19 protein-coding genes and 7 pseudogenes are annotated in these 20985 nt (G+C 56.5%); 7 read left to right on the top strand and 19 right to left on the bottom strand.

Translation table 11 applies throughout. The annotated features are described in order from the left end of the window. From istA (ACMX3H_RS00520) to ACMX3H_RS00500, 5 genes and pseudogenes are all read right to left on the bottom strand, one after another. Positions 1-1000 (bottom strand): annotated as a pseudogene (gene istA / locus ACMX3H_RS00520) (IS21 family transposase); the annotation flags it as partial. Between the two features lie 190 nt (positions 1001-1190). After that, positions 1191-1953: pseudogene (locus ACMX3H_RS00515) on the bottom strand (amino acid ABC transporter ATP-binding protein). A gap of 13 nt (positions 1954-1966) precedes the next feature. Further along, a pseudogene (locus ACMX3H_RS00510) lies at positions 1967-3014 on the bottom strand (amino acid ABC transporter permease). 9 nt (positions 3015-3023) lie between these two features. Beyond that, positions 3024-4183 (bottom strand): annotated as a pseudogene (locus ACMX3H_RS00505) (amino acid ABC transporter permease). 71 nt (positions 4184-4254) lie between these two features. Beyond that, positions 4255-5280, bottom strand: a complete 1026-nt coding sequence (locus ACMX3H_RS00500; RefSeq protein ID WP_415209384.1) for an amino acid ABC transporter substrate-binding protein — start codon at positions 5278-5280, stop codon at positions 4255-4257. 651 nt (positions 5281-5931) lie between these two features. Here ACMX3H_RS00500 and ACMX3H_RS00495 point away from each other — a divergent pair. Both ACMX3H_RS00495 and ACMX3H_RS00490 read left to right on the top strand, forming a co-directional pair. Next, positions 5932-6144, top strand: coding sequence for a cold shock domain-containing protein (locus ACMX3H_RS00495; RefSeq protein ID WP_415209383.1), 213 nt, complete (start codon positions 5932-5934; stop codon positions 6142-6144). A gap of 451 nt (positions 6145-6595) precedes the next feature. Next, positions 6596-7548 (top strand): annotated as a pseudogene (locus tag ACMX3H_RS00490) (ABC transporter substrate-binding protein); the annotation flags it as partial. Between the two features lie 109 nt (positions 7549-7657). On the opposite strand, the gene ACMX3H_RS00485 reads toward ACMX3H_RS00490, so the two are convergent. The 5 genes from ACMX3H_RS00485 to ACMX3H_RS00465 form a co-directional block, all read right to left on the bottom strand. Continuing rightward, complete coding sequence (locus ACMX3H_RS00485; protein WP_415209382.1) at positions 7658-7978, bottom strand: hypothetical protein; 321 nt, start codon at positions 7976-7978, stop codon at positions 7658-7660. Further along, entirely contained in the window at positions 7979-8272 is a 294-nt protein-coding gene (locus ACMX3H_RS00480; protein ID WP_415209381.1) for a Mor transcription activator family protein, read from the bottom strand. After that, the gene (locus ACMX3H_RS00475) at positions 8250-8639 is read right to left on the bottom strand and encodes a regulatory protein GemA (RefSeq protein ID WP_415209385.1); all 390 of its coding nucleotides are present in this window, start codon (positions 8637-8639) and stop codon (positions 8250-8252) included. The genes ACMX3H_RS00480 and ACMX3H_RS00475 overlap by 23 nt, the downstream gene beginning before the upstream one ends. 389 nt (positions 8640-9028) lie before the next feature. Continuing rightward, positions 9029-9646 carry a LysE family translocator gene (locus ACMX3H_RS00470; RefSeq protein ID WP_415209380.1) on the bottom strand — a complete coding sequence of 206 codons (618 nt, stop codon included), beginning with the start codon at positions 9644-9646 and terminating at the stop codon, positions 9029-9031. Positions 9647-9887: 241 nt separating this feature from the next. Beyond that, complete coding sequence (locus ACMX3H_RS00465) at positions 9888-10058, bottom strand: hypothetical protein (protein ID WP_415209379.1); 171 nt, start codon at positions 10056-10058, stop codon at positions 9888-9890. A gap of 561 nt (positions 10059-10619) precedes the next feature. Between ACMX3H_RS00465 and istA (ACMX3H_RS00460) the strand changes: the two are divergent. Continuing rightward, positions 10620-11380, top strand: a pseudogene (istA, locus tag ACMX3H_RS00460) (IS21 family transposase); the annotation flags it as partial. Here istA (ACMX3H_RS00460) and ACMX3H_RS00455 read toward each other — a convergent pair. The 8 genes from ACMX3H_RS00455 to hemB all read right to left on the bottom strand — a co-directional run bounded on the left by ACMX3H_RS00455 (position 11286) and on the right by hemB (position 15658). Beyond that, positions 11286-11597 (bottom strand): hypothetical protein, encoded by a 312-nt coding sequence (locus ACMX3H_RS00455; RefSeq protein WP_415209386.1) that lies wholly within the window; start codon positions 11595-11597, stop codon positions 11286-11288. The pseudogene istA (ACMX3H_RS00460) and the gene ACMX3H_RS00455 sit on opposite strands and share 95 nt — an antisense overlap. Positions 11598-11643: 46 nt before the next feature. Beyond that, on the bottom strand, positions 11644-11898 hold the full coding sequence (locus ACMX3H_RS00450) for a hypothetical protein (RefSeq protein WP_415209378.1): 255 nt from the start codon (positions 11896-11898) through the stop codon (positions 11644-11646). Positions 11899-11904: 6 nt separating this feature from the next. After that, positions 11905-12276 carry a hypothetical protein gene (locus ACMX3H_RS00445; RefSeq protein ID WP_415209377.1) on the bottom strand — a complete coding sequence of 124 codons (372 nt, stop codon included), beginning with the start codon at positions 12274-12276 and terminating at the stop codon, positions 11905-11907. Further along, the gene (locus tag ACMX3H_RS00440) at positions 12273-12479 is read right to left on the bottom strand and encodes a hypothetical protein (RefSeq protein ID WP_415209376.1); all 207 of its coding nucleotides are present in this window, start codon (positions 12477-12479) and stop codon (positions 12273-12275) included. The genes ACMX3H_RS00445 and ACMX3H_RS00440 overlap by 4 nt, the downstream gene beginning before the upstream one ends. Before the next feature lie 41 nt (positions 12480-12520). After that, complete coding sequence (locus ACMX3H_RS00435; protein WP_415209375.1) at positions 12521-13021, bottom strand: molecular chaperone; 501 nt, start codon at positions 13019-13021, stop codon at positions 12521-12523. A gap of 79 nt (positions 13022-13100) precedes the next feature. Further along, positions 13101-13562, bottom strand: coding sequence for a spore coat U domain-containing protein (locus ACMX3H_RS00430; RefSeq protein ID WP_415209374.1), 462 nt, complete (start codon positions 13560-13562; stop codon positions 13101-13103). An 83-nt stretch (positions 13563-13645) separates the two neighbouring features. Then, positions 13646-14221 carry a spore coat U domain-containing protein gene (locus ACMX3H_RS00425; RefSeq protein WP_415209373.1) on the bottom strand — a complete coding sequence of 192 codons (576 nt, stop codon included), beginning with the start codon at positions 14219-14221 and terminating at the stop codon, positions 13646-13648. A 462-nt stretch (positions 14222-14683) separates the two neighbouring features. Next, positions 14684-15658 carry a porphobilinogen synthase gene (hemB, locus tag ACMX3H_RS00420; RefSeq protein WP_415209372.1) on the bottom strand — a complete coding sequence of 325 codons (975 nt, stop codon included), beginning with the start codon at positions 15656-15658 and terminating at the stop codon, positions 14684-14686. Positions 15659-16505: 847 nt separating this feature from the next. Between hemB and ACMX3H_RS00415 the strand changes: the two genes are divergently transcribed. The 4 genes and pseudogenes from ACMX3H_RS00415 to ACMX3H_RS00400 all read left to right on the top strand — a co-directional run bounded on the left by ACMX3H_RS00415 (position 16506) and on the right by ACMX3H_RS00400 (position 20472). Further along, the gene (locus ACMX3H_RS00415; RefSeq protein ID WP_415209371.1) at positions 16506-17291 is read left to right on the top strand and encodes an ABC transporter ATP-binding protein; all 786 of its coding nucleotides are present in this window, start codon (positions 16506-16508) and stop codon (positions 17289-17291) included. Then, entirely contained in the window at positions 17275-18078 is an 804-nt protein-coding gene (locus ACMX3H_RS00410; RefSeq protein ID WP_415209370.1) for an ABC transporter permease, read from the top strand. Before ACMX3H_RS00415 ends, ACMX3H_RS00410 begins: the two co-directional genes overlap by 17 nt. Positions 18079-18222: 144 nt before the next feature. Then, complete coding sequence (locus ACMX3H_RS00405; RefSeq protein ID WP_415209369.1) at positions 18223-19578, top strand: diguanylate cyclase domain-containing protein; 1356 nt, start codon at positions 18223-18225, stop codon at positions 19576-19578. Next, positions 19487-20472: pseudogene (locus tag ACMX3H_RS00400) on the top strand (putative bifunctional diguanylate cyclase/phosphodiesterase). Before ACMX3H_RS00405 ends, ACMX3H_RS00400 begins: the two are co-directional and overlap by 92 nt. On the opposite strand, the gene ACMX3H_RS00395 reads toward ACMX3H_RS00400, so the two are convergent. After that, positions 20449-20793, bottom strand: coding sequence for an EAL domain-containing protein (locus ACMX3H_RS00395; RefSeq protein ID WP_415209368.1), 345 nt, complete (start codon positions 20791-20793; stop codon positions 20449-20451). The pseudogene ACMX3H_RS00400 and the gene ACMX3H_RS00395 overlap by 24 nt on opposite strands. Positions 20794-20985 lie beyond the last annotated feature (192 nt).

The raw sequence follows: 20985 nt of genomic DNA, 5'->3' as shown, positions 1-20985 counted from the left end.
ATACTCACTGTATTCCCATTGCGTGGGCGGGAGAGGCCCAAGAGCCGGCTTGTCCAGCTGCTCGAAGCGTTCAAGGCGACTTTGTCTGCCGTAATGACGCATCGGGCGCAGATTCAACTCATGATTGAGTTCTCGTATCGTCTGGTTGAGTTCGGCCAGCGAGTAGAATGTACGTTTACGCAACCGGGCCAGCACCCAGCGTTCTACCAGCTGCACGGTTGATTCTGCCTTCGCCTTGTCTTTCGGTTTTCGCGGGCGTGCCGGTAGCACCACTGTCTCATAGTGATTTGCCAGCGCCTGGTAGCTCTGGTTTATGACCGGTTCATAGCGGTCAGGGGTGCTGACAGCGCTGCGCAGATTATCAGGTATCAGCAGCTCCGGAACCCCACCCATGAAGTGCAGGCAGCGGCTATTGGCATTGAGCCTCGATGCCATGTCCTGGCCTTCGCAGGCTTCGATATACGCATAGCCTGATACGCCCGACGAAGATAGCGGCCTGGCGTACGCTACCGGTCGCAGGGTTGACGATAGGTACGGTGGGGCCACAGAAGTCGATGAAGAGCTTTTCGCCGGCCTTGTGCTCCATGCGCATGGAACACTGCTGCTTCTTTTTCCAGTCACGGAACAGTGCACAGAACTGTGAGTAGCCGAGGGCATCACCGCCCACGGCGGCCTGATATTCCATCCAAAGCAGCTGTTTGGTCACGCCCTTGCGGCTTAACTCGGTATCGATATCAAGCCAGCTGGGTAAGGTCTTGATAGCCTTGCCGGATTTGCCGGGATAGAGCAGGCGGTCGAGGTCGACAGGGGACAGTTCCGCCGGCAATGGCCAGACCAGGTTAGCTACCGTGGATCGGCCGAGGATATCGTTCACTGTGGTACAGCCGATGCCGAGCGCTGCTGCGATGGTGCGATTCGAGCGACGCTGCTCAAATTTCACGCGTAATACATTGATATAGATGCACATTTCTGTTTTCTCGTTCTTCTTTTTACGTGCCATGCCATACCCCCGAAAGCTAAAAGTCTCCAGAGTATGGCGGAACAGAAGATGAGCGATCGGACAGAATCGGAATCGCTGATCGGGCGACAGGAATCAGTGATCGGATGAAATCAGAATCAGTGATCGGGTGAAATCGGAATCAGTGATCGGACGTGACCGGAACCAGCAGGGCGAGCACCCGCCGGGAAAATTAGTGAATGACCTGTGAGAGAAAAGCGCGGGTGCGCGCCGATTTCGGCTGGGCGAAAAACGCCTCCGGCGGTGCCTGTTCGACGATCTCACCGCGATCCATGAAGATCACCCGATCGGCCACGGTGCGGGCAAAGCCCATTTCATGGGTCACACACACACAACATGGTCATTCCGTCTTCAGCCAGTCCTATCATGGTATCCAGCACCTCCTTCACCATTTCAGGATCCAGCGCCGAGGTCGGTTCATCAAATAACATGATTTTCGGCTTCATGCACAGCGAACGGGCGATGGTGACCCGTTGCTGCTGTCCGCCCGACAACTGACCGGGAAATTTATGCGCATGTTCGGCAATGCGCACTCGTTCCAAATAGTGCATCGCCAGCGCCTCAGCCTCTTTCTTTGGCATCTTGCGTACCCAGGTGGGCGCCAGGATGCAATTTTGCATGACGGTCAGGTGTGGAAACAGATTGAAGTGCTGGAATACCATGCCGACTTCGGTGCGGACGCGCTCGATATTGCGGAGATCGTCATTGAGCAGGGTACCGTCAACCACGATATTGCCCTGTTGATGCTCCTCAAGATGGTTGATACAGCGGAGCGTCGTGGATTTACCCGATCCGGAGGGGCCGCATAACACGATGCGCTCTCCGGCTTTTACCTGCAGATTGATATCATTCAAAACATGGAACTGTCTATACCATTTATTGACGTTTTCCATTGTAATCATCAGGTTGTCCGTAGGGGCGGCGTTATTATTCATGCTCATAAAAACCTCAATGCTGGTGTCCAGTATGAAAACGCTTTTCCAGATGCTGGCTATAGCGGGACATGCTGAAACAGAAAATCCAATAAACGAGCGCGGCGAAGACATAACCCTCGATGGACATGCCCAGCCAGGCGGGGTCCACCGTTGCCTGCTGCACGCTGCTAAACAGATCGAATAACCCGATAATGACCACCAGTCTGGTGTCTTTAAATAACGCGATGATGGTATTGACCAGTCCGGGGATGACCATCTTCAGTGCCTGCGGCAGGATAACGAGTCCCTGGGTTTTCCAATAGCCGAGCGCCAGGGATTCCGCCGCCTCGGTCTGGCCCTTAGGCAGCGCCTGTAGCCCGCCGCGTACGACCTCCACCACATAGGCGGATTGGAACATGATAACGCCCACCAGCGCGCGCAGCAGTTTATCGATTTGGGTGCCTTCGGAGAGAAAAAGCGGCAGCATCACCGAGGACATAAACAGCACGGTGATAAGCGGTACGCCGGGCCAGCGCCAGAATAATCCCCAAAGGCATCGCGCCGGCGATGCCCACCGCGGCGATAATTAAAGTTAGGGTTAGGCCGCCCCATAGGCGGGTTTCCACGCGGCTCAGGCCGAAAAAGCCGCCGTAAAGCATGATCCAGGTGAAGACGGGAATCGCTATCACCCAGCAGGTGATATAGCGGCCGCGGCGCGGCATGCCACACCAAAACATCGGCAGCAGCGAAAGCAGGCACAGGATAAGGGTGACATTGATGCGCCAACGCTGATCCAGCGGATACAGTCCATACATGAATTGGCCGAAACGCGCGTGAATAAATACCCAGCAGGCGCCTTCACGAGTGCAATCCAGGCGCGAGGTCCCCACCCAATTGGCTTTGATAAACGCCCACTCCACCAGCGGCGGCAAGGCTATCCACAACAGCCAGAGACAGAGCAGGGTCAGGAGGCTATTCGTGATGTTGGAAAACAAATTGCGTTTGATCCATAGCGTCGCCAGGACCAGCCGATTACGTGAGGCCGACGCGATGGATTCCTGCGGAGATAAGGTCATAGTCATCGGGACCTCTCAACGTTCCACCAGCGCTTTGCGCTTGTTATAAATATTCATCAGCAACGAAATAGCAAGGCTGATGACCAGATAAACACCCATGGTAATGGCGATGGTTTCGATGGCCTGGTCGGTCTGATTGAGCACCGAACCGGCGAACAACGACACCATATCGGGATAGCCGATCGCGGCCGCCAACGAAGAGTTCTTGACGATATTGAGATATTGGCTGGTAAGGGGAGGAACGATCACCAGCATCACCTGCGGCAGGATCACTTTGTTCAGCGTCACCGGATTCGGCAAGCCTAGCGAGCGCGCCGCCTCGTGCTGGCCGAACGGCACCGACTGAATGCCGGAGCGGATCACCTCGGCGATAAACGCAGACGTGTACACCGACAGCGTCAGCGTCAGTGCCTCAAACTCGGGAATAAGCGCCATCCCGCCGCGAAAATTAAAGCCACGCAGCTGCTGCACATCCCAGACTACGGCAGGACCGGCGATAAACTGCACCAGCGCCGGCAGCGCTACCAGCAGCACGATTATCCATGGCCAGTGGCGGCGCAATTGGCCGGTTTTAAGCTGATGGTGGCGCTGGAGGCGGCTATGGCCGCCAGCAGCGCGAGGGGCGTCGCCGATGCGCCCAGGCCGGCATCGGCGACGGGCAGATACAAGCCGCGATTACTTAAGAACGCGAGGTCGAAAGCGTTTACCGCCTGACACGGTCCAGGCAGGTTGCGCAAAACGGCGAAATACCAAAAGAAGATTTGCAGCAGCGGCGGAATGTTGCGGAAAATTTTGATATACAGGGTGGAGAGTTTACGCAGCAGCCAGTTTTCGGACAGTCTCGACAGGCCGATGATAAAACCCAGTATCGAGGCAAAAACGATACATAGCGCCGACACCAGCAGCGTATTGAGCAGACCGACGACAAAGACCCGCCCGTAGGTGTCGCCTTGTTCAAAATCAATGAGATGCTGCACGATGCCAAAACCTGCGGCGTTATTGAGGAAGTCGAATCCGGAGGTAATACCGCGGTGGTTCAGGTTGGTCAGAGTGTTATGCACCAGATGGCCGACAAACGCCACCAGGATCACAACAGCCAGAATCTGGTAAATCCAGGCGCGAACCGCAGGGTTGGTCAGGGAAAAGTTTCCCGTTACGGTTGGGCGGTGTTGCATAGGTAAGCCTCAGCAGGAAAAATCGAAGAAAAAGCACCGGCGGCGCCGGTGCTCCTGAACTGTGGCAGCTATTAACGTACCGGCGGGGCGTATTGGATGCCGCCGTGATTCCATAAAGCGTTCAAACCGCGTTTGATTTTCAGATCGCTGCCCTGACCCACGTTGCGTTCAAACGATTCGCTGTAATTGCCGACTTGTTTGATGATGTTATGCGCCCAGTCGTTGGACAGTTTCAGCTCTTCGCCGTAATGACCTTCTTTGCCGAGCAAATGGGCCATATCAGGGTTTTTCGGGTTGGCGGCAAGCTCGTCAACGTTTTGCGAGGTGATTTCCATTTCCTCAGCGTTCAGCATGGCGTACAGCGACCATTTCACGATAGTGAACCAATCGCCGCCGCCGCGGCGTACCACCGGCCCCAGCGGCTCTTTCGAGATCACTTCAGGCAATACCACCCAGTCATCAGGTTTGCTTAGCTTGATTCGCAGCGCGTACAGCCCTGACTGATCGGTTGCCAAGGTATCACAGCGGCCTGACTCCAGCGCTTTGGCGCTTTCGTCGGCGCGATCGAAGGTCACCGGCGTGTACTGCATTTTATTGGCGCGGAAGAAGTCGGCCACGTTCAACTCGGTATCGGTGCCGGATTGCAAACAGACGGTAGCGCCATCCAGGTCTTTGGCGCTCTTTAAGCCGGCTTTGTTATGCGTCAAGAAACCAATGCCATCGTAATAGTTTACGCCGGCGAAAACAAAGCCCATGTTGCCGTCACGGGAAGAGGTCCAGGTGGTGTTGCGCGACAGAATATCGACTTCACCTGACTGCAGAGCCGTAAAACGCTCCTTGGCGGTCAGCGGGATGTATTTTACTTTAGTCGCATCGCCAAATACGGCCGCGGCAACTACCCGGCAAACATCCACATCCAGCCCGGTAAATTTCCCGCTGGCATCAGCATAAGAAAAACCCGGTAAGCCATCGCTGATACCGCATTGAATAAAGCCCTTTTTCTTGACCGCGTCCAAGGTGGCCCCAGCGTGAGCCTGATTCGCTACCGCAAACAGGGCAGCGGTGGCAACCAGTGTGGAAATCATCATTTTTTTCATAATTCGTCCTGTGAGGCAGAATAAAGCAGTCGATTTTTGATGTGTTCGGACACATCCTTCCTTTAAGACGGCATGACGCCTGTAACCTCATAGCAAAGGTAATGCCAAAATGGCAGATAGCGGATTGAAGGGTTAAGTTACAACCCATTAACAGCCCATATAATGAGAATGGGGGATGTTTTGCCCCATTTCGGGGCGCAAAGAGGACGCCAGAGCAGCACATGCACCATGGAGATGCAGTAAGTTCCGCTATGTGGAATTGCTGATGAGCACGCTAGGGAGCAGGACAGAAACGAGCATGGGCGTGGCGGGCCCCGAAACGGGTGAAACGGTATCACGCCGCACCCACATTGGCGGCGGCAAGAAAAGCGTGCAGGGTCGAGGTATTATTCCCACTGGTTATATCATTTTTCTTCATAATAACGCTTGCGCCCTTGGCGGGAGTATGCGTTAATAGCGTCATCGGTTTGTGGTACAGACCTATTCATGTAAGTCATTTTAGTAAAGTTGTTCAGCAAAAAGCGATAGTCCACCATCACTTCTTCGACGAATTTCCTTCTTACTATACGTGTATACGTGCCCATAAGTACATGCTGGCAAGCAGACCCTCTATCGCCGCAGGCGGTTTTTATCTTAATGAAGGAAGTACAAATGTCTAATAAAGTAACTGGTTTAGTAAAATGGTTTGACGCAGGTAAAGGTTTTGGTTTCATCACTCCGGCTGACGGCGGCAAAGATGTGTTTGTTCATTTTTCCGCCATCCAGAGCAACGATTTCAAAACCCTGGACGAAGGCCAGCGCGTAGAATTCACCATTGAGCAGAGTCAGAAAGGCCCGTCTGCTGCTAACGTGGTCGCCCTGTAAGTTACGCGCCAAAGGGATGTCGGCGGAGGCGAAGCCTACCGCCCCGGCAGCGGCCGGATGATATGCCCTTGCAACGCAGAAAAAGCCCCGGCCAAGGCCGGGGCTTTTTTATTGCCGGTAGCGGCGCGCCACGAATTACCGAAGGTCGCCGGGCACTTTTCCGCAGTGCTTGGTATGTTGGCTGCCTCCAGCTCCATGGTTCAGCGGTTATGTTACCCGCTGTCTTAGCCAAAGCCGTACGTGCAACCCTGCTTTGGCGTCGGCGTCTGCCCCAAGTCCATTTCCTATTCCAACATGAGTCTGACCAGATCAGTATCTGCCGCCGCGGTCTGCCGCTCCCGTCGTTTCCGTCTGTTTTAACGTGTCAGTTCAAAAGTGTTTTCCCTAACTCTACGAACATGTTAATTAATTAGATGTTTAAGGTTTAAAATAATTATGGGAGAAGGGCGGGATGAAATTATTACCTTTGATTTATGGCAGGAAAACGTTGCTGGCGCTTTTGTTGGGCGTGTTGGGGGCATCCCCATTAATGGTGCAGGCAGCAGTGGTGCCGGCCGGGACGCTGCTGGCGGCGGATCAGGAAATCGTCCGCAATAACGGCAGCGAGCCTGCGTCTCTTGATCCGCAAAAAGTGGAAAGCGATGTTGAATTTAATATTATCAGCGATTTTTTTGAAGGGTTGGTCAGCGTGGATAATGACGGGAAAATCCGTCCGCGTCTGGCCGAACGCTGGGACAATGAACGCAATACCCGCTGGGTATTTCATCTGCGACCGGGGCTAAGCTGGTCGAACGGCGATCCTATCACCGCGGAGGATGTGGTCTTCAGCTGGCGTCGGCTGGTTAATCCGGTCACGGCCTCGCCCTATGCAAGTTATTTAAGCAACATGCAAGTGCTTAACGCGCAGGATATTGTAGACGGTAAGAAAAACCCAGATGAACCGGCATCAAAGCTCTTGATGCCGAGACGGTGGAAGTGACGCTGGTGAAACCTATCTCCTATTTCCTGCAAATGCTGGCGCATCCCGCCCTGGTCCCCGTTGATAAGAAAGTTATTGATCAATTCAGCGATAAATGGACCCAGCCAGGCAATATTGTCAGCAGCGGTGCCTATAAACTCGAGCAGTGGGTAGTCAATGAAAAGGTTGTCGGCATCAGAAACAGCCGCTACTGGGATAACGCGCATACGGTTATCAACAAAGAGACCTATCTGCCGGTGACCTCCTGCACCGCCGACGTTAAGCGCTACCGCGCCGGCGAAATCGATGTAACCTATACCATCCCCGAAACGCTGTTTAAATCATTGAAAAAGGAGATTAGCCCCGAGGTCCACATTTCCCCGAAGCTGGCGGTGTATTATTACGAATTCAATACCCAAAAAGCGCCGTTCAACGACCCACGGATGATCAGACGTGAGATATTTAAACCGAATACGTGAGATAAATGTGGGGAGATGTGAGATGGAAACTGTAATTCTGTTACACTCAGTGCAACAAGATTATTGATGGCAAAAGTCAGTCGTGTTCGATATTTTCAGTGCTTATATCAAATAAGCAACCCTGGTTGATGTCTGGTGGTTGTTGCGTAGTGCCAGAACGAATGTAGCCAAATAGTCCGTGGCGATGCTGTGAAAAATGTTGTGCWATTGCSTCCCCCAGGCCATCAGCCTGTTTTCTGTCGAGGGCAAGRTGAGCCTGCAGGCAGGATGAAGTATGGGCAATGATATCTTCCAGGATGTGATACGGGCGTTCATTGCTGCTATTCTCTGCTCCCTCCCTGAAATTGCATAAATCAAACAGTGTGCCTTGATGCTGTTTGATATGTTCCTCTTTCATTTATTTGACGATAGCATAGATACGCTGGATAGAAAGGCCATACTTCTCCGACAATGCGGGATGGTTATAGCCGTCAAAATCCGTAAAAATCTTCTGATTGCGTGACAGATTTTGGCTATGCAGCTGTTTGGGAACGTAAATGACGCTATTTGCCCAGACAAAAGTCATCCAGCTTTTCACTAATCCTGCTGCTCGTCGCACGCATTTCTGGGGAATATCCGTCTTTCCGGTGAGGACCACTTGCACTGATTCAGCAAGGTAATCAAGTAATTCATTGTGTTTGGCGGCACCCATGATTGTTTCCTTTTGTACGCTGCTGCCATTTTTTCAGGCGTTCAATCACCTGGCTGGCCTGCTGGCTATTGAGCCATTGAGGGCGATCGATACCTGTTTCCCGTTTAATAAAGCGACTCATGGCCTTCTCTGAGCCATCGCGGACTATCCCCTCACTCGCCATCTGATGCCACAAGGCCCGGATTTTCTGTAGCTGTGGAAAATAGGCCTGAGTCTGAGTGGTTGCGGGTATTTGATGGGAATGAATACGAAAGCACTGTCTTTTTAATGCTTTCAGTACGCGGTCAAGGGCTGTCGTGCTAAGTACTTTTGCCGAAGACTGATCCGTCAGGTTTTTCAGGAGCTGACGATAGGTATCCTCGTCCAGTTTCAGTTGCCTGGCGGCAATATGGATTAACTACAGGTATTTTTGTCGGGTCATCGGTGGCGTCCTTTATTGTCGAGGGCGAGGTTCCTTATGCCATYAATAAAAAAATAATCCTTCGKGTTCTGAAGGATTATAAAATATATATCATTACTATACAATTGAATGCAGTAAATGCCGTTTTTCCACTATGACTTCTTCACGCAAATTGCCTTGGCATCAATATCCTTGAACGTTTCAAATTTTACTGCGAACTGGCTGGCGGCCTATTGACAGGAGGTTTCCGTGTCAAATTCTTGTGTATGCAGTGAGGAAAAAGCTGCATCGGTATAAGGACTGGCATGCATCGATAAAATTAATATCCACATGATAATGTCTCTCCTTTCAGTGAATTAAGGCGTGTGTTTAACAAAACAAAGACTGACCGCAATCAACACCAGGAAACCAGCAAACAGGCTGTTCTGTTGCTTAAGTCTTTCTGGCGATAAATAAGGACGCAAGCGGGCGGCGATGAAGGCGTAGAGTGTCATTATCAGGGCATCGACCATGACGAGCGTGGCGGTCATTATGGTTATTTGCGGCCTTAAAGGTTGGATTGGATTAAGGAAGACAGGCGCGGTGGCAAGCAGGAAAACCCCCATTTTGGCGTTGGTGATATCGGTCACCAACCACCAGCAGAAACGTTGTGCGCCGCTGGTTAGCGCCACGACATCATGGGTATCCACGACGACCGGCGCACGCAAGACCCTGTATGCTGAAAACAGCAGCCAGAGTACGCCAATCAGTTGCAGTAGCCGCCAGGCTGTTGCTGAGGCGCACAATTCTTCAGCAAAGACGGCGATAAACGGCATCATCAAGGCTAATGCTGTCGCCTGACCCGCAATAAGCGGCAGCGTCTTGCGCCATCCACGCAGGAGCGCATGGTTAAGGGTGAGGATAGTACCTGCGCCCGGTAATAGCGCACTGAGCAACACACCGCCCAGAAAAACCAGCCAAAGGTCAAGGTTCATCGTTTATTTCCCTCCTGCGTTTGATGATGGGGTGTGGCTGGCGTTGCGGGTGACTTTGCCGTCATCCCGCTTAAGGGAACAAGGTCCCCGTTAAGTACCCAGGCACCATATTGCTGCCCGCAATGTGGGCAGGCCAGAACCAGGTCAATCCCCCACTCACCGCTTTAGGTTTGTTGAATAACGCCTGCCTGGACGGGCTGCAGGTGCTGAATCGCCTGATGGCAGTCGATGCAGGTAATGCTCATAATGTGTCCTCCTCATCTAATCGGGCTATCAGTTCGGCCAATATCTCGAAGGCATTTTGAAATTCACAATACGCTGCAGCAGAATGGTCTGCTTTCAAGTGATGCATGGCACGGTTAAGGCGCTTTTCAATCTGACGGCGCAGATGTTTTATTTCCTGATAGCTCATGCGCTGACCTCCTGCTCAAAGGGAGTCATAATGACGTCTGGCAGTGGGATTGTTTTAGCGGTGTCTAGGGTGAGGGCGTGCATACAGGCAGCGATGAAGTTTTGTGCCTRTGGCGCATTGAGGGTGTTACCGTAGGCGCGCAGTCGTCCCACTCTGGCGGCAATCCCATCAGCCAACGGGAATGCGCCGGGTTCAACTGGCCGCCACTTTTCATCGCGGCATAAGAGCCAGTCAGCCTCTCGCCAGAAGCCGTTAACCGTATCGGCAGGGACAGCATGGCAAAGTCGTTCAGATTCGAGCCGTGCCGTGTTTTCCCCATCGCCCGCTTCACCTGCCCGCCGCCCGAACTGTCTGCCGCCTGCGGTGTCGGCCAGCCCGTTAACCACACCACCCTCCCCAGTAGGGCATTGAGCGGCACATTCGGGCATTCCCTGCCATCCTTCCCGTCCCGCGTGGTGGGTGCTGGTTCCGGTCACGTCCGATCACTGATTCCGATTCTGTCCGATCGCTCATCTTCTGTTCCGCCATACTCTGGAGACTTTTAGCTTCCGGGGGTATGGCATGGCACGTAAAAAGAAGAATGCGAGAACAGAAATGTGCATCTATATCAATGTATTGCGCATGAAATTTGAGCAGCATCGCTCGGCATCGGCTGTACCACAGTGCACGATATCCTCGGCCGATTCACGGTAGCTAACCTGGTCTGGCCATTGCCGGCGGAACTGTCCCCCGTCGACCTCTACCGCCTGCTCTATCCCGGCAAATCCGGCAAGGCTATCAAGACCTTACCCAGCTGGCTTGATATCGATACCGAGTTAAGCCGCAAGGGCGTGACCAAACAGCTGCTCTGGATGGAATATCAGGCCGCCGTGGGCGGTGATGCCCTCGGATACTCACAGTTCTGTGCACTGTTCCGTGACTGTAAAAAGAAGCGGCGGCGTTCCATGCGCATGGAGCACAAGGCCGGCGAAAAGCTCTTCATCGACTTCTGTGGCCCCACCGTACCTATCCGTCAACCCTGCGACCGGTAGCCTAGCCAGGCCGCTATCTTCGTCGCTGCCATAGGCGTATCAGGCTATGCGTATATCGAAGCCTGCGAAAGCCAGGACATAGCATCGTGGCTCAACGCCAATAGCCGCTGCCTGCACTTCATGGGTGGGGTTCCGGAGCTGCTGATACCTGATAATCTGCGCAGCGCTGTCAGCACCCCTGACCGCTATGAGCCGGTCATAAACCAGAGCTACCAGGCCCTGGCAAATCACTATGAGACAGTGGTGCTACCGGCTCGCCCGCGAAAACCGAAAGACAAGGCGAAGGCAGATTATTCAGCGACCACGGGCCGGGCTGTAACGATTCGCTGTTGGTTTTGAAACCATTGACGAACATATCGACGGTGGTAGGCACCACCGCCGATCCGCTAAACGACGGCAGCGGGTAGGTCACCCGATACGGTTGCAGGGCAAAATCCCGCGCGATCTGCACGCCGCCCAGCCGAACGCGGCTGCTCCAGGACACCGCCCCGGTAATCAAATCCCCCACGGTCCAGCTCAGTGCGTCATCTTCATTCTGATTGGACCAGGCGGTGTCATAGCGAATATAGGCCGTTACGGGTGCTAGTGGTGCCGCTCAGGCTGCGCTGCAGCACGCCGTCATGGCTGAAAAAGCCGTCATCGCCGAACATGCGCCATTCATTCAAGGCGGAGGTGCGCAGCGCGCCGTTGTAAAAACGGGCGGTATACACGTCGTAATTAAGCACCGTTTCGGTGCTGGTTCTGGCGGGATAGCGCGGCGCGTGATGCTTGTGGGAAAACGCCTGCGCCGGCAGCCAGGCCGGCGGCACGCTGAGTTACAACTGCTGGCGCTGTGTGTCGAAACGCACTTGGACTTCCGGCATCGCCGAGACGTCAACCCAGTCGGCCGTTAACTTCTCCGCCGGCAGGCCCGCCTGGCGCAGATCCTGGGCGCGCAACAGAAAATGCCCCTGGGCAAAGGTGACAGGCACAATCAGCCCGTTGTCGGCCTGATTGACGATAAGCCCCAGCGGGTATTGCTGTCGCCGGCTGGCTTCGGCCGCGCTGGGCAGCAGCAGCAGGGCGTCAAGAAGCGGTGTGTCGGCGCCGATAGCCGGCGGCAGGATAAACAGCGGGAGAAGACCGGGCCGGCAACCGCGCATTTTAGGCCGCGGTAATGGACCAAACCGGCAGCAGCGCTCCATCACCGCGCTTGCTGCTGGCCACTGCGCCAGAGGCGATCGTGGTTATCCAACCGAAATTTCAACTGCTGGCCACGGCCCACGTTCCCCTTGAGCGGCCAACGGTAGCTGGCGTGCGCCAGGACATAGCCGAAGAGTCCCTCGCTCAGACGCTGCCGGTCTAAATGCACCTGGCTAAGCCGGGCATGCACCGGCCCCTGATTACTCACCTCCAGAAACGCGTGGCCGCCCTCTTCAACAACGCGCCAGCTCAGCAGAGGATCGCCGGCGTCGGGCGCGGCCCCCGCTCACCGTAAACAAATAGCGGCAACGAGTAGCGCATCTGAAAATTGACGCTGTGGTTTTTATCCGCGGGATCCAGATGCGGCGTGGGGATTTCATCCAATAATATCCGGAAGACCAGCTCCTCGCCGGCCGCTGGCGGCTGTTGCTTAAGCAGACGCACCATCTGTTTTTGTCCCAGCTCGAGACGCAGCATCGGGGGACTGGCGATAACGCGCTGCTGGGCTTGATAGCTATCGCTGCCGTTGCGCTGTTGCCAACCAAACACCCTGACCTGAATGAGCGTGGTGCTGGCGCCGTGGTTTTCCACCCATAATTCCCCGGCTTTCTGAGTGGCGCTAATGACCGGATCCACCGGCCAGATAAGGACAGCATTTCCCGCCCGCGCCAACCCGCCGACCTGCAGGCCGACCACCGTCAGCCACACCATCATGCGCCCCAGGGCGCGACCTCTACCTGCTCCTGTCATTATTCACTGCCTTTTAATACTGCCGCCGGCTCCCTCGCCGGCAGTTACCCGCCTTCGCCCTGTCGGCGCGCGGCGCACGCTACCATGACATCGTGACCGTCAGGGTATCGGTATAGGTCCCCGCCGGCGACATACCCGGTGATTGCAGCGCACCATAGACCGGCAGAACAATATGATTGGCATCGCTATAGGTCAGCGGCACGTTTTGCCCCACCGGAATAGCGCCGGTGGACGTGAGACCCGCATCGCGATAAAGCTGATAGCCAATAAGCATGGTGCCGCCGACGCGCTGTAAATTACGCTGGTTGGTGTAATGGCTGCCGCCATCAATGCGCAGTGTCAACGTGGTGCCCGGCGTGCAGGCCAGCGTGAACGCCGTATTCTGCACCATGACGGCGGTAAAACGCTGTCTGTCGCTACCGGCATGGCTACCGAAATCCAGCTTGCCGATGGCGGGGCCGCCGGTTATCAAGCAGCCGTCGACCACGGTCGCCGTCACCTGAAAGCTTTGGTTGGGCAGCGCCGCTGCCTGAAAAGTCACCAAATCGGCAAGGAGCAGCCCCCGGACGCATCGGCCCGCCGCCCCCTGGTTGTTCGCTCTCGCCCTTCTCCCTGGCGCAAAATTTAGTAGGTGATCTGGACGTTTATCACATCTGCATAGGTCCCGGCGGGAATATTAGTGCTGTTTCCTCCGCCGGTAATGCGGCCATAAATCGGATAAATTTCGCCGTTGACCGGATCCGAATTCGAAGCGGCGGTCAAGTTGGTCCCGTTGGCGATAGCGGAGGTAAAGCCGGCGTCGTTATACAGGGTATACGCCACCGCCTGCGTCGGATCGGTCGTCAACGTCATGTTATGTGCGTTGGCGGTTACGGTGCCATAGGGGGTATTGGACGGCGCGGGATTGCTGCTGCCGGTGATCTGAACGATGTAGGACGCGGCGCCGTCGGAGCAGCGTACACGAATACCGTCGCCGATGGCGCCGCTCATCGTCGCCTCCAAAGTATCGAAAGTCGCGGCATGGGTACCAAAATCCAGGTTGCCGAAATTGGCGTTGGTCGTGGCGGGATCGTCGTTGATCAAGCAGCCATTGGTCAGGGTAAGCGTCGCGTTAATCGTACCCGCGGCTTCCGCGGCCCGCGCGGAATAACAGCAGAAAACGCCGGCCAGACAGCCGACAGCCAAAAGAGTCTTAGTCATAATCATCCTCGGAAATGATGAACTGAACGATGCTTTTCGCCTGGTGGAAAATAAAGAAGACGCACAACGCGTCGTTACGCGCAAAAAAACGGGCGCAACCGGTTTAGGATAGTAATAATCGCTGGGTCATTGTCAAATGACACAGGTTTATTTAAGCAGAGTTTGTCCATTGAGCAAGACATGGGACGTATTTTTTCAATTTGGGTAGCGTCAGCACCAAACTACCCTGGTGATGCCGCCGCCGACGCTCGCCTGAGCGAAAATGTCGTCGCGCTGAGCCGCTGCCGAGCGGCGTTTTCACCGGCGGGCGGCGTCACCCGCCCTCTCCTCCCGCTGCCAATCTGTTTGCGCCGTCATTGTTCGCGCCTGGCGCTCCATGACCCTTATGGCACCGCATAAACGCCCGCCTCCTACAACGCTGTGACCCGCCTGCTAGCGCACAGCCGCGCCGGGCGCCGCCAATCAAAAACCCTGTTCGGCAATATCCATGGCGAAATAACTGAGGATAATATCTGCCCCCGCGCGCTTGATGGCGCCCAGGGTTTCACGCACGATTTGCCGTTCGTCAATGGCGGCGGCGGCGGCGGCGAATTTTATCATCGCGTATTCGCCGCTCACCTGATACGCCGCGAGCGGCAAATGGGTTGCCTCGCGGATATCACGGATAGTGTCCAAAAACGCGCCGGCCGGCTTCACCATCAGCGCATCGGCCCCCTCCTGCTCGTCTTGCAGCGACTCGTGAATCGCTTCGCGGCGGTTCATCGGGTTCATTTGATAGCTTTTGCGGTTGCCCTTTAAGGCGGTACCGCCGGCTTCGCGGAACGGGCCATAAAATGCCGAGGCAAACTTGGTGGAATACGCCATGATCGCGGTGTCGGTGAAGCCGGCGCCGTCAAGGGCGGCACGTATCGCCTGGACCTGCCCGTCCATCGCAGCCGAGGGGGCGATAAAATCCGCCCCGGCGCGCGCCGCCACCACCGCCTGACGCCCCAAATTTACAAGCGTAGCGTCGTTGTCGACCCCGTTATCGTGCACAACGCCGCAATGACCGTGGGTGGTGTATTCGCAAAAGCAGGTGTCGGACATCACGATCATCTCCGGCACCGTCTCTTTACAAATGCGCGCCATCCGCGCGACCAATCCATTTTCATGCCAGGTATCGCTGCCGACCTCATCCAGATGATGGGAGATGCCGAAGGTCATGACGGATTGAATGCCGGCTTTGGCATAGCGCTCGATTTCAAAGCCCAAACGCGCTTCCGGTATTCTGACCACGCCCGGCATGGCGGACACCGGCACATAGTCGTTGACCTCCTCCTCGACGAATATCGGCAGCACCAGAGAGCTTAACTGCACCTCGGTTTCCTGGAACAAAGTGCGCAAAGCAGGGGTGCGGCGCAAACGGCGCGGGCGTGAAACGGGATAAACACTGGACATTTTTTCTCCTGCTGGTGGTTAAGCATTGATTGCGACGAAATGGCCGGACAAGGGAACATGCGCGCGACATTAAGCTCCGCTAGGACACAACCGGGCAATCACATCAAAGGTGATGAAAAGTGAGGGCGTCGCTGTTGCCCATGATAACACGCGGGCGCCGGGACGGCACCTCTCATTGCATGACACCTTCAGGGGGTCAACGTCCAGCGACGCGCCAATTTCTGATAGAATGTCAACCCAGTGACAAAAGCGGTAAACGCTAACGGTTCGTAGGCGCAGACCGTGACAAAGGAAACGCCGTGCGACATTATAAGTCAACGCGGCGCAAGTGCAATCGCCGCCCCGGCTAACGTGCGCCGCCCGTTAGCCGCCGCGCCCGCTGAGACGCGACGTCCGGCTGACCTGCAAAGGCGCTAGATCCTGTCCACGCCGTGACGTGGAAGTCTATCTGGGGCTGTTGCGTTGAAAAACCTGTCTGACACAATGAATGCTGAGCAGCAGGACGCCGTCACTACCCCTGCAGGCGCCGTGAGGGATAGCCGGCGCGAGCACCCTGCTTGCCGTCCAGCAGCGGTCCGGCGGCTATTCCGTGCAATTTGATGCGCTTGCCATAGATCGCACTTTGCAATTTGGCGCGCCATTTAACAAAAATGGAATAAGGGCATATACCACCGGCGCGCCAAAATGCATTCGGCGCCGGATTTAGTGACCGGCCCTTGGCAGACCCGCAGCGCCGGTACTGAGTTTCGGCGCTAAACATATCCTGGGCGCCGGCGCTGATTGCCGGCGCCCAACAGACCTTTGGCGCCGGAACTTTTTGCCGAGGCTTAACATAAAGGGGCTGCTGATGTCCGCCGTGAAATTAGCGTTACGCCAGGTTTGCCGCAGTTTCGGCGCACTCACCGCGCTGGCGCCGACGGATCTGGAAGTGCGGCAAGGGGAATTTATTTGCTTAGTCGGTCCCTCCGGCTGCGGCAAAAGTACATTGTTCAATGTCATTTCGGGCGTATTGGCCCCGGACAGCGGCCAAATCCTGATCGACGGCCGCGACGTGACCGGCAGCAGCGGCCACGTTGGCTATATGCTGCAAAAAGATTTACTGTTGCCGTGGAAGACGGTCATCGACAATATTGTGCTGGGCGCGGTTATCAACGGCGGCGCCAGCCGGGCGCAGCGCACGCAGGGCGTGGCGCTGGCCAGACGCTACGGCCTGGGGGAGTTTATCAATCACTACCCCACCGCACTGTCCGGCGGCATGCGCCAGCGGGTGGCGCTGATGCGCACTCTGGCGATGCAGCACGATATTATGCTGCTCGATGAGCCGTTCGGCGCCTTGGATTCGCAAACCCGCCTCACTATGCAGCAATGGCTGTTGCAGGTGTGGTCGGAACAGCGCCGGACGGTGGTGTTTATCACCCATGACATTGACGAAGCCATTATGCTTGCGGATCGGGTAGTGGTGATGACGCCACGCCCGGGGCGCATCCGCGCCATCTTACCGGTCCCGGTCCCCCGGCCACGCACGCTCGCCACGCTGACCGACCCGCGCTTTATCGCGCTGAAAGGGCAGATCCTCTCTTTGATTTATCACGACGCGACCACGGAGTCTGTAGAGCATGAAAACCCTGCCTAAATGGCTGTTGGCGGTGGGCGGACCGATCCTCGCCCTGCTGCTGGTCATCGCCATCTGGGCCGCTGCGGTCCAGCAGTGGGCGATCCCGCCGTATGTTCTGCCCTCGCCGGCGCTGACCTGGGCCCATATTCTGGCTGATTTGCCAGTGCTACTGGCAGGTTTCCGGCAAACCTTTCTCACTTTTTTGCTGGGCTTCGTGCTGGGCGCCGGCGCAGGTTTCACCTTCGCGGTGGTAATGGATGCCCTGCCCTGGGTAAGGAGCGTATTGTATCCAATTCTTATCGCCAGTCAGGCGGTGCCGGTTATCGCCATTTCGGCGGCCTTGACCATCTGGCTGGGGTTCGGCCTGGTGCCCAAGTTGGTCATCGTCGCGCTGGTGGTGTTTTTCCCGGTGGTAGTCAATGTGCTCGACGGGCTGCATTCCGTCGATCGGGATATGCTGAATTTGGTGCGGTCCATGGGCGGCAGCCGGCTCGGCATTTTTCGCCATGTCAAACTGCCGGCCACCTACACGCCGCTGTTTTCCGCCCTGAAGCTCTCCGCGACTTTCAGCGTGACCGGTGCGGTGATAGGCGAATGGACTGCCTCCACCAGCGGCGGGCTGGGCGCCTATTTGCTGCAGGCCAACTCCCGATTGAACACCGCCGGCACCTTTGCCGCCATCGCCTTTCTGGCTCTGCTGGGCGTGGTCAGCTTCCTGATGGTGCTGGCGCTGGAGCATCTGATGACGCCCTGGCGCCATAGCCCCCACGCGCGGCGCTGGTCGCGGCGCTACTGGCCCGATTGACGGCCGGGTATCCTTGCGCCGGCTCAGGCTCGCGGCACCCGCCGCGGGCGAACAAAACTTGCTTAAACGACCACCTTTTTCTAGCCTATTGAATGACACTACCACGACCTGCGCCCGCGGCGGCGCGATAGGAAACATTGACTGTTGAATAATCGTATGGCTTTACCCGAGGGATTCCAGCGCACTTTTTTCAAAAATGTCTCGTTCCCCTTACTGCTGGTGTTACTTCTGACGCTTAGCGCCGCGGCGGCCAGCCTGTGGCTCACCTCCCGGCAAATCAACACAAATGTCGTCCGGCGTGAACAGAAAACGGTGCGCGCGTCCGTCGCCCATCACCTGCACGAACTGGCGGTTCAACAGTACAGCATCACCGCCTGGCCGCCGCTGTACGCGCAACTCATCCGGCCCAGGCTGGACGAAAATGTCGGCGGCTGGCTGTTTACGGTATTTCACCATCAGCAGGTTTACCTGCTCAACGCCCGCCGGCAGGGGATCTACGCCGCGATAGATGGCCGGTCGGTCTCGCCCCAGGTGCTAGTGCCGTTGCTGCCGCAGGCGGCGAGGCTCATTGATGCCGCCTCCCGCCGGCCTGAGAATGCCCCGCTGGCGGCGCGCGATAATCACGTCAGTCTGACGCCGACCCGTCGGCTTGTGCCCCGCGGCTTTGCCGTCTTTGCCCGTATCGCTGGCCAACCCGCGGTGATAGCCGTAAGCCCGGTGCGGCCACCGGCAGGCGGTACCGGCCCGGTGTTTTATCTGCTCAGCGTGGTACCGCTGGACGCGGCTTTTATAAACGATTTGAGCAATCGCCACCTGCTTAATCCCCTCAGCTTCAGCGACAATCCTCCCAGCCGCCGCGAGACCGCCCTGACGTTGGTCGACCCGCAGGGACAAACGGTCAGCACCCTCCGCTGGCGGTCGCAGCATCCTGGCGCCGAGGTGCTGCGGGCTATCTGGCCCGTGATTCCCCCGCTGGCAATCTTGCTGTTCGGGGTGATCGCCTGGATGATGCGCGCCATCTGGCAATCGGCGCGGCGCCAGCACCAAACCCTGATAGCGCTGCAGGCGAGCGAGGCGCAGGCGCTCCATGTTGCCTATCACGATGTGCTGACCGGCTTGCCCAACCGGGCAATGCTTGACGACCGGCTGGCGCAGGCGCTGGCCTATACTTCCCGCCAGTCGGACTGCATCGCGCTGCTGGCGCTGGATCTCGATAGGTTCAAGCAGGTCAATGACAGTCTCGGCCATCACGGCGGGGATGCGCTGATCAAAGCCGTGGCAACGCGGCTGTGCGATTTGGTACGCGAAGGCGATATGGTGGCGCGCACCGGGGGCGATGAATTCCTGATTTTGCTACGCGACGTCAAGGCGCGGGAGGCGGTGCGGGCGCTCGGTCTGCGTATCATCGATGCCGTCAAACAGCCTTTCGCGCTCGGCGGACGCGATATCTTTGATCGGGGTCAGCATTGGCGTCGCGCTGGCCCCGGCGGATGCTATTGAGAAAGAGGACTTAAAACGCAAGGCCGATATCGCCCTGTACGCCGCCAAGGCGCGCGGCCGCGACGGATTCCAGTGGTTCGAGCAATCGCTGGACGAGTCGCTGCGCGCGCGTGAGGCGCTGGCGGAAGATCTTCGTGCCGCGCTCCAGCACAAAGATACCTTGACCCTCCATTTCCTGCCGCAGGTGGACATCTCTGGAGAACAGATCGTCGGCTTTGAGGCGCAATTGCGCTGGCAGCACCCCCAGCACCGCTATCTGTCGTCGTCGCAACTGCTGAGGGTCGCCGAGGAGAGCGGGCTAAGCATTGCCCTGGGGGAATGGATGTTGACCCAATCCTGCCGGGTCGCGCAACAATGGCCGGATCGGTTTATTGCGGTGAGCATCACGCCGGTGCAATTTTACAGCCCCGACTTCGTCGAGCGCGCCACGGCGATTCTTCAAGCACAGCAGTGCGATCCGTCACGCATCGAGCTCGGCATCAACGAAAGCGTGTTGTTTAATCAAGACGCCTACTCCCTCGGCATCCTGCAGGCGCTGCGGGCCAGCGGGTTTACCATCACCGTGGAAAATTTTGGCGCCCGCTACGCCAGCATCCGGCACCTCAATAATTTCCCGGGGGATAAAATCAAAATCGACCGTCGTTCATCCAGCATATGGGACAAGACGACAATGCGGCAGCCATCGTCGAATCGGTGATACGCCTGGGCCACGCCATGGGCGTGTCGGTCACCGCCTGTGGCGTGGACAGTGAGGAAAAACGCGCCGCGCTGGAGCAGGTCGGCTGCAATGAACTGCAAGGGCCGTTGTTCTCCAAAGCGCTGTCGGAAGCGAGCATCGCGACGCTCCTGGCCGCCGTGGACAGCGCATCGTCACCGGCCGGTGGCGGAAGCTGAAGCAGGCGACACGCCCGGGCGCTCAGATCGGGGCCGGCGTGTTAGGCACGGCCCGCTACGGCTGCCCCACCGTCGCCATAAACTGATCGAACGCCGCCAGGGGCAGCGGGCGTGAGATATAAAATCCCTGTGCGCCATCAAACCCCAGCGCGGCCACTTCGTCAAACGTCGCCTGGTCCGTTCCGTGACGCCCTCGGCGATCACCGGATAGTGCAAATCATGCAGCATTTTAATCAGATAGGTCAAAATCACCCGGTTACGCGCATCCACCGTCATGTTACTTATCAGCGAACGATCGATTTTGATAACGTCCGCCGGCATCGTTATCAGATAGCCGAGATTGCTGTAACCGGCGCCGAAATCGTCAATGGCATGTAGCGATGCAAAAGATTCTGGACTAATTTGCAGTCAATTCTGGACTCCTTTGAACTCTAAAAAATGGCTATTTTGGACAGTCCAGAATTGTTTGCAAAAACACAGGAGCACTTCATTTATTTTGAATGCTTGAACGGT

Origin of the sequence: Sodalis sp. (in: enterobacteria), assembly GCF_047607725.1 — a bacterium.
Lineage (GTDB): Bacteria > Pseudomonadota > Gammaproteobacteria > Enterobacterales > Enterobacteriaceae > JBLKSS01.
This window is presented reverse-complemented; position numbering and strand designations above follow the sequence as displayed.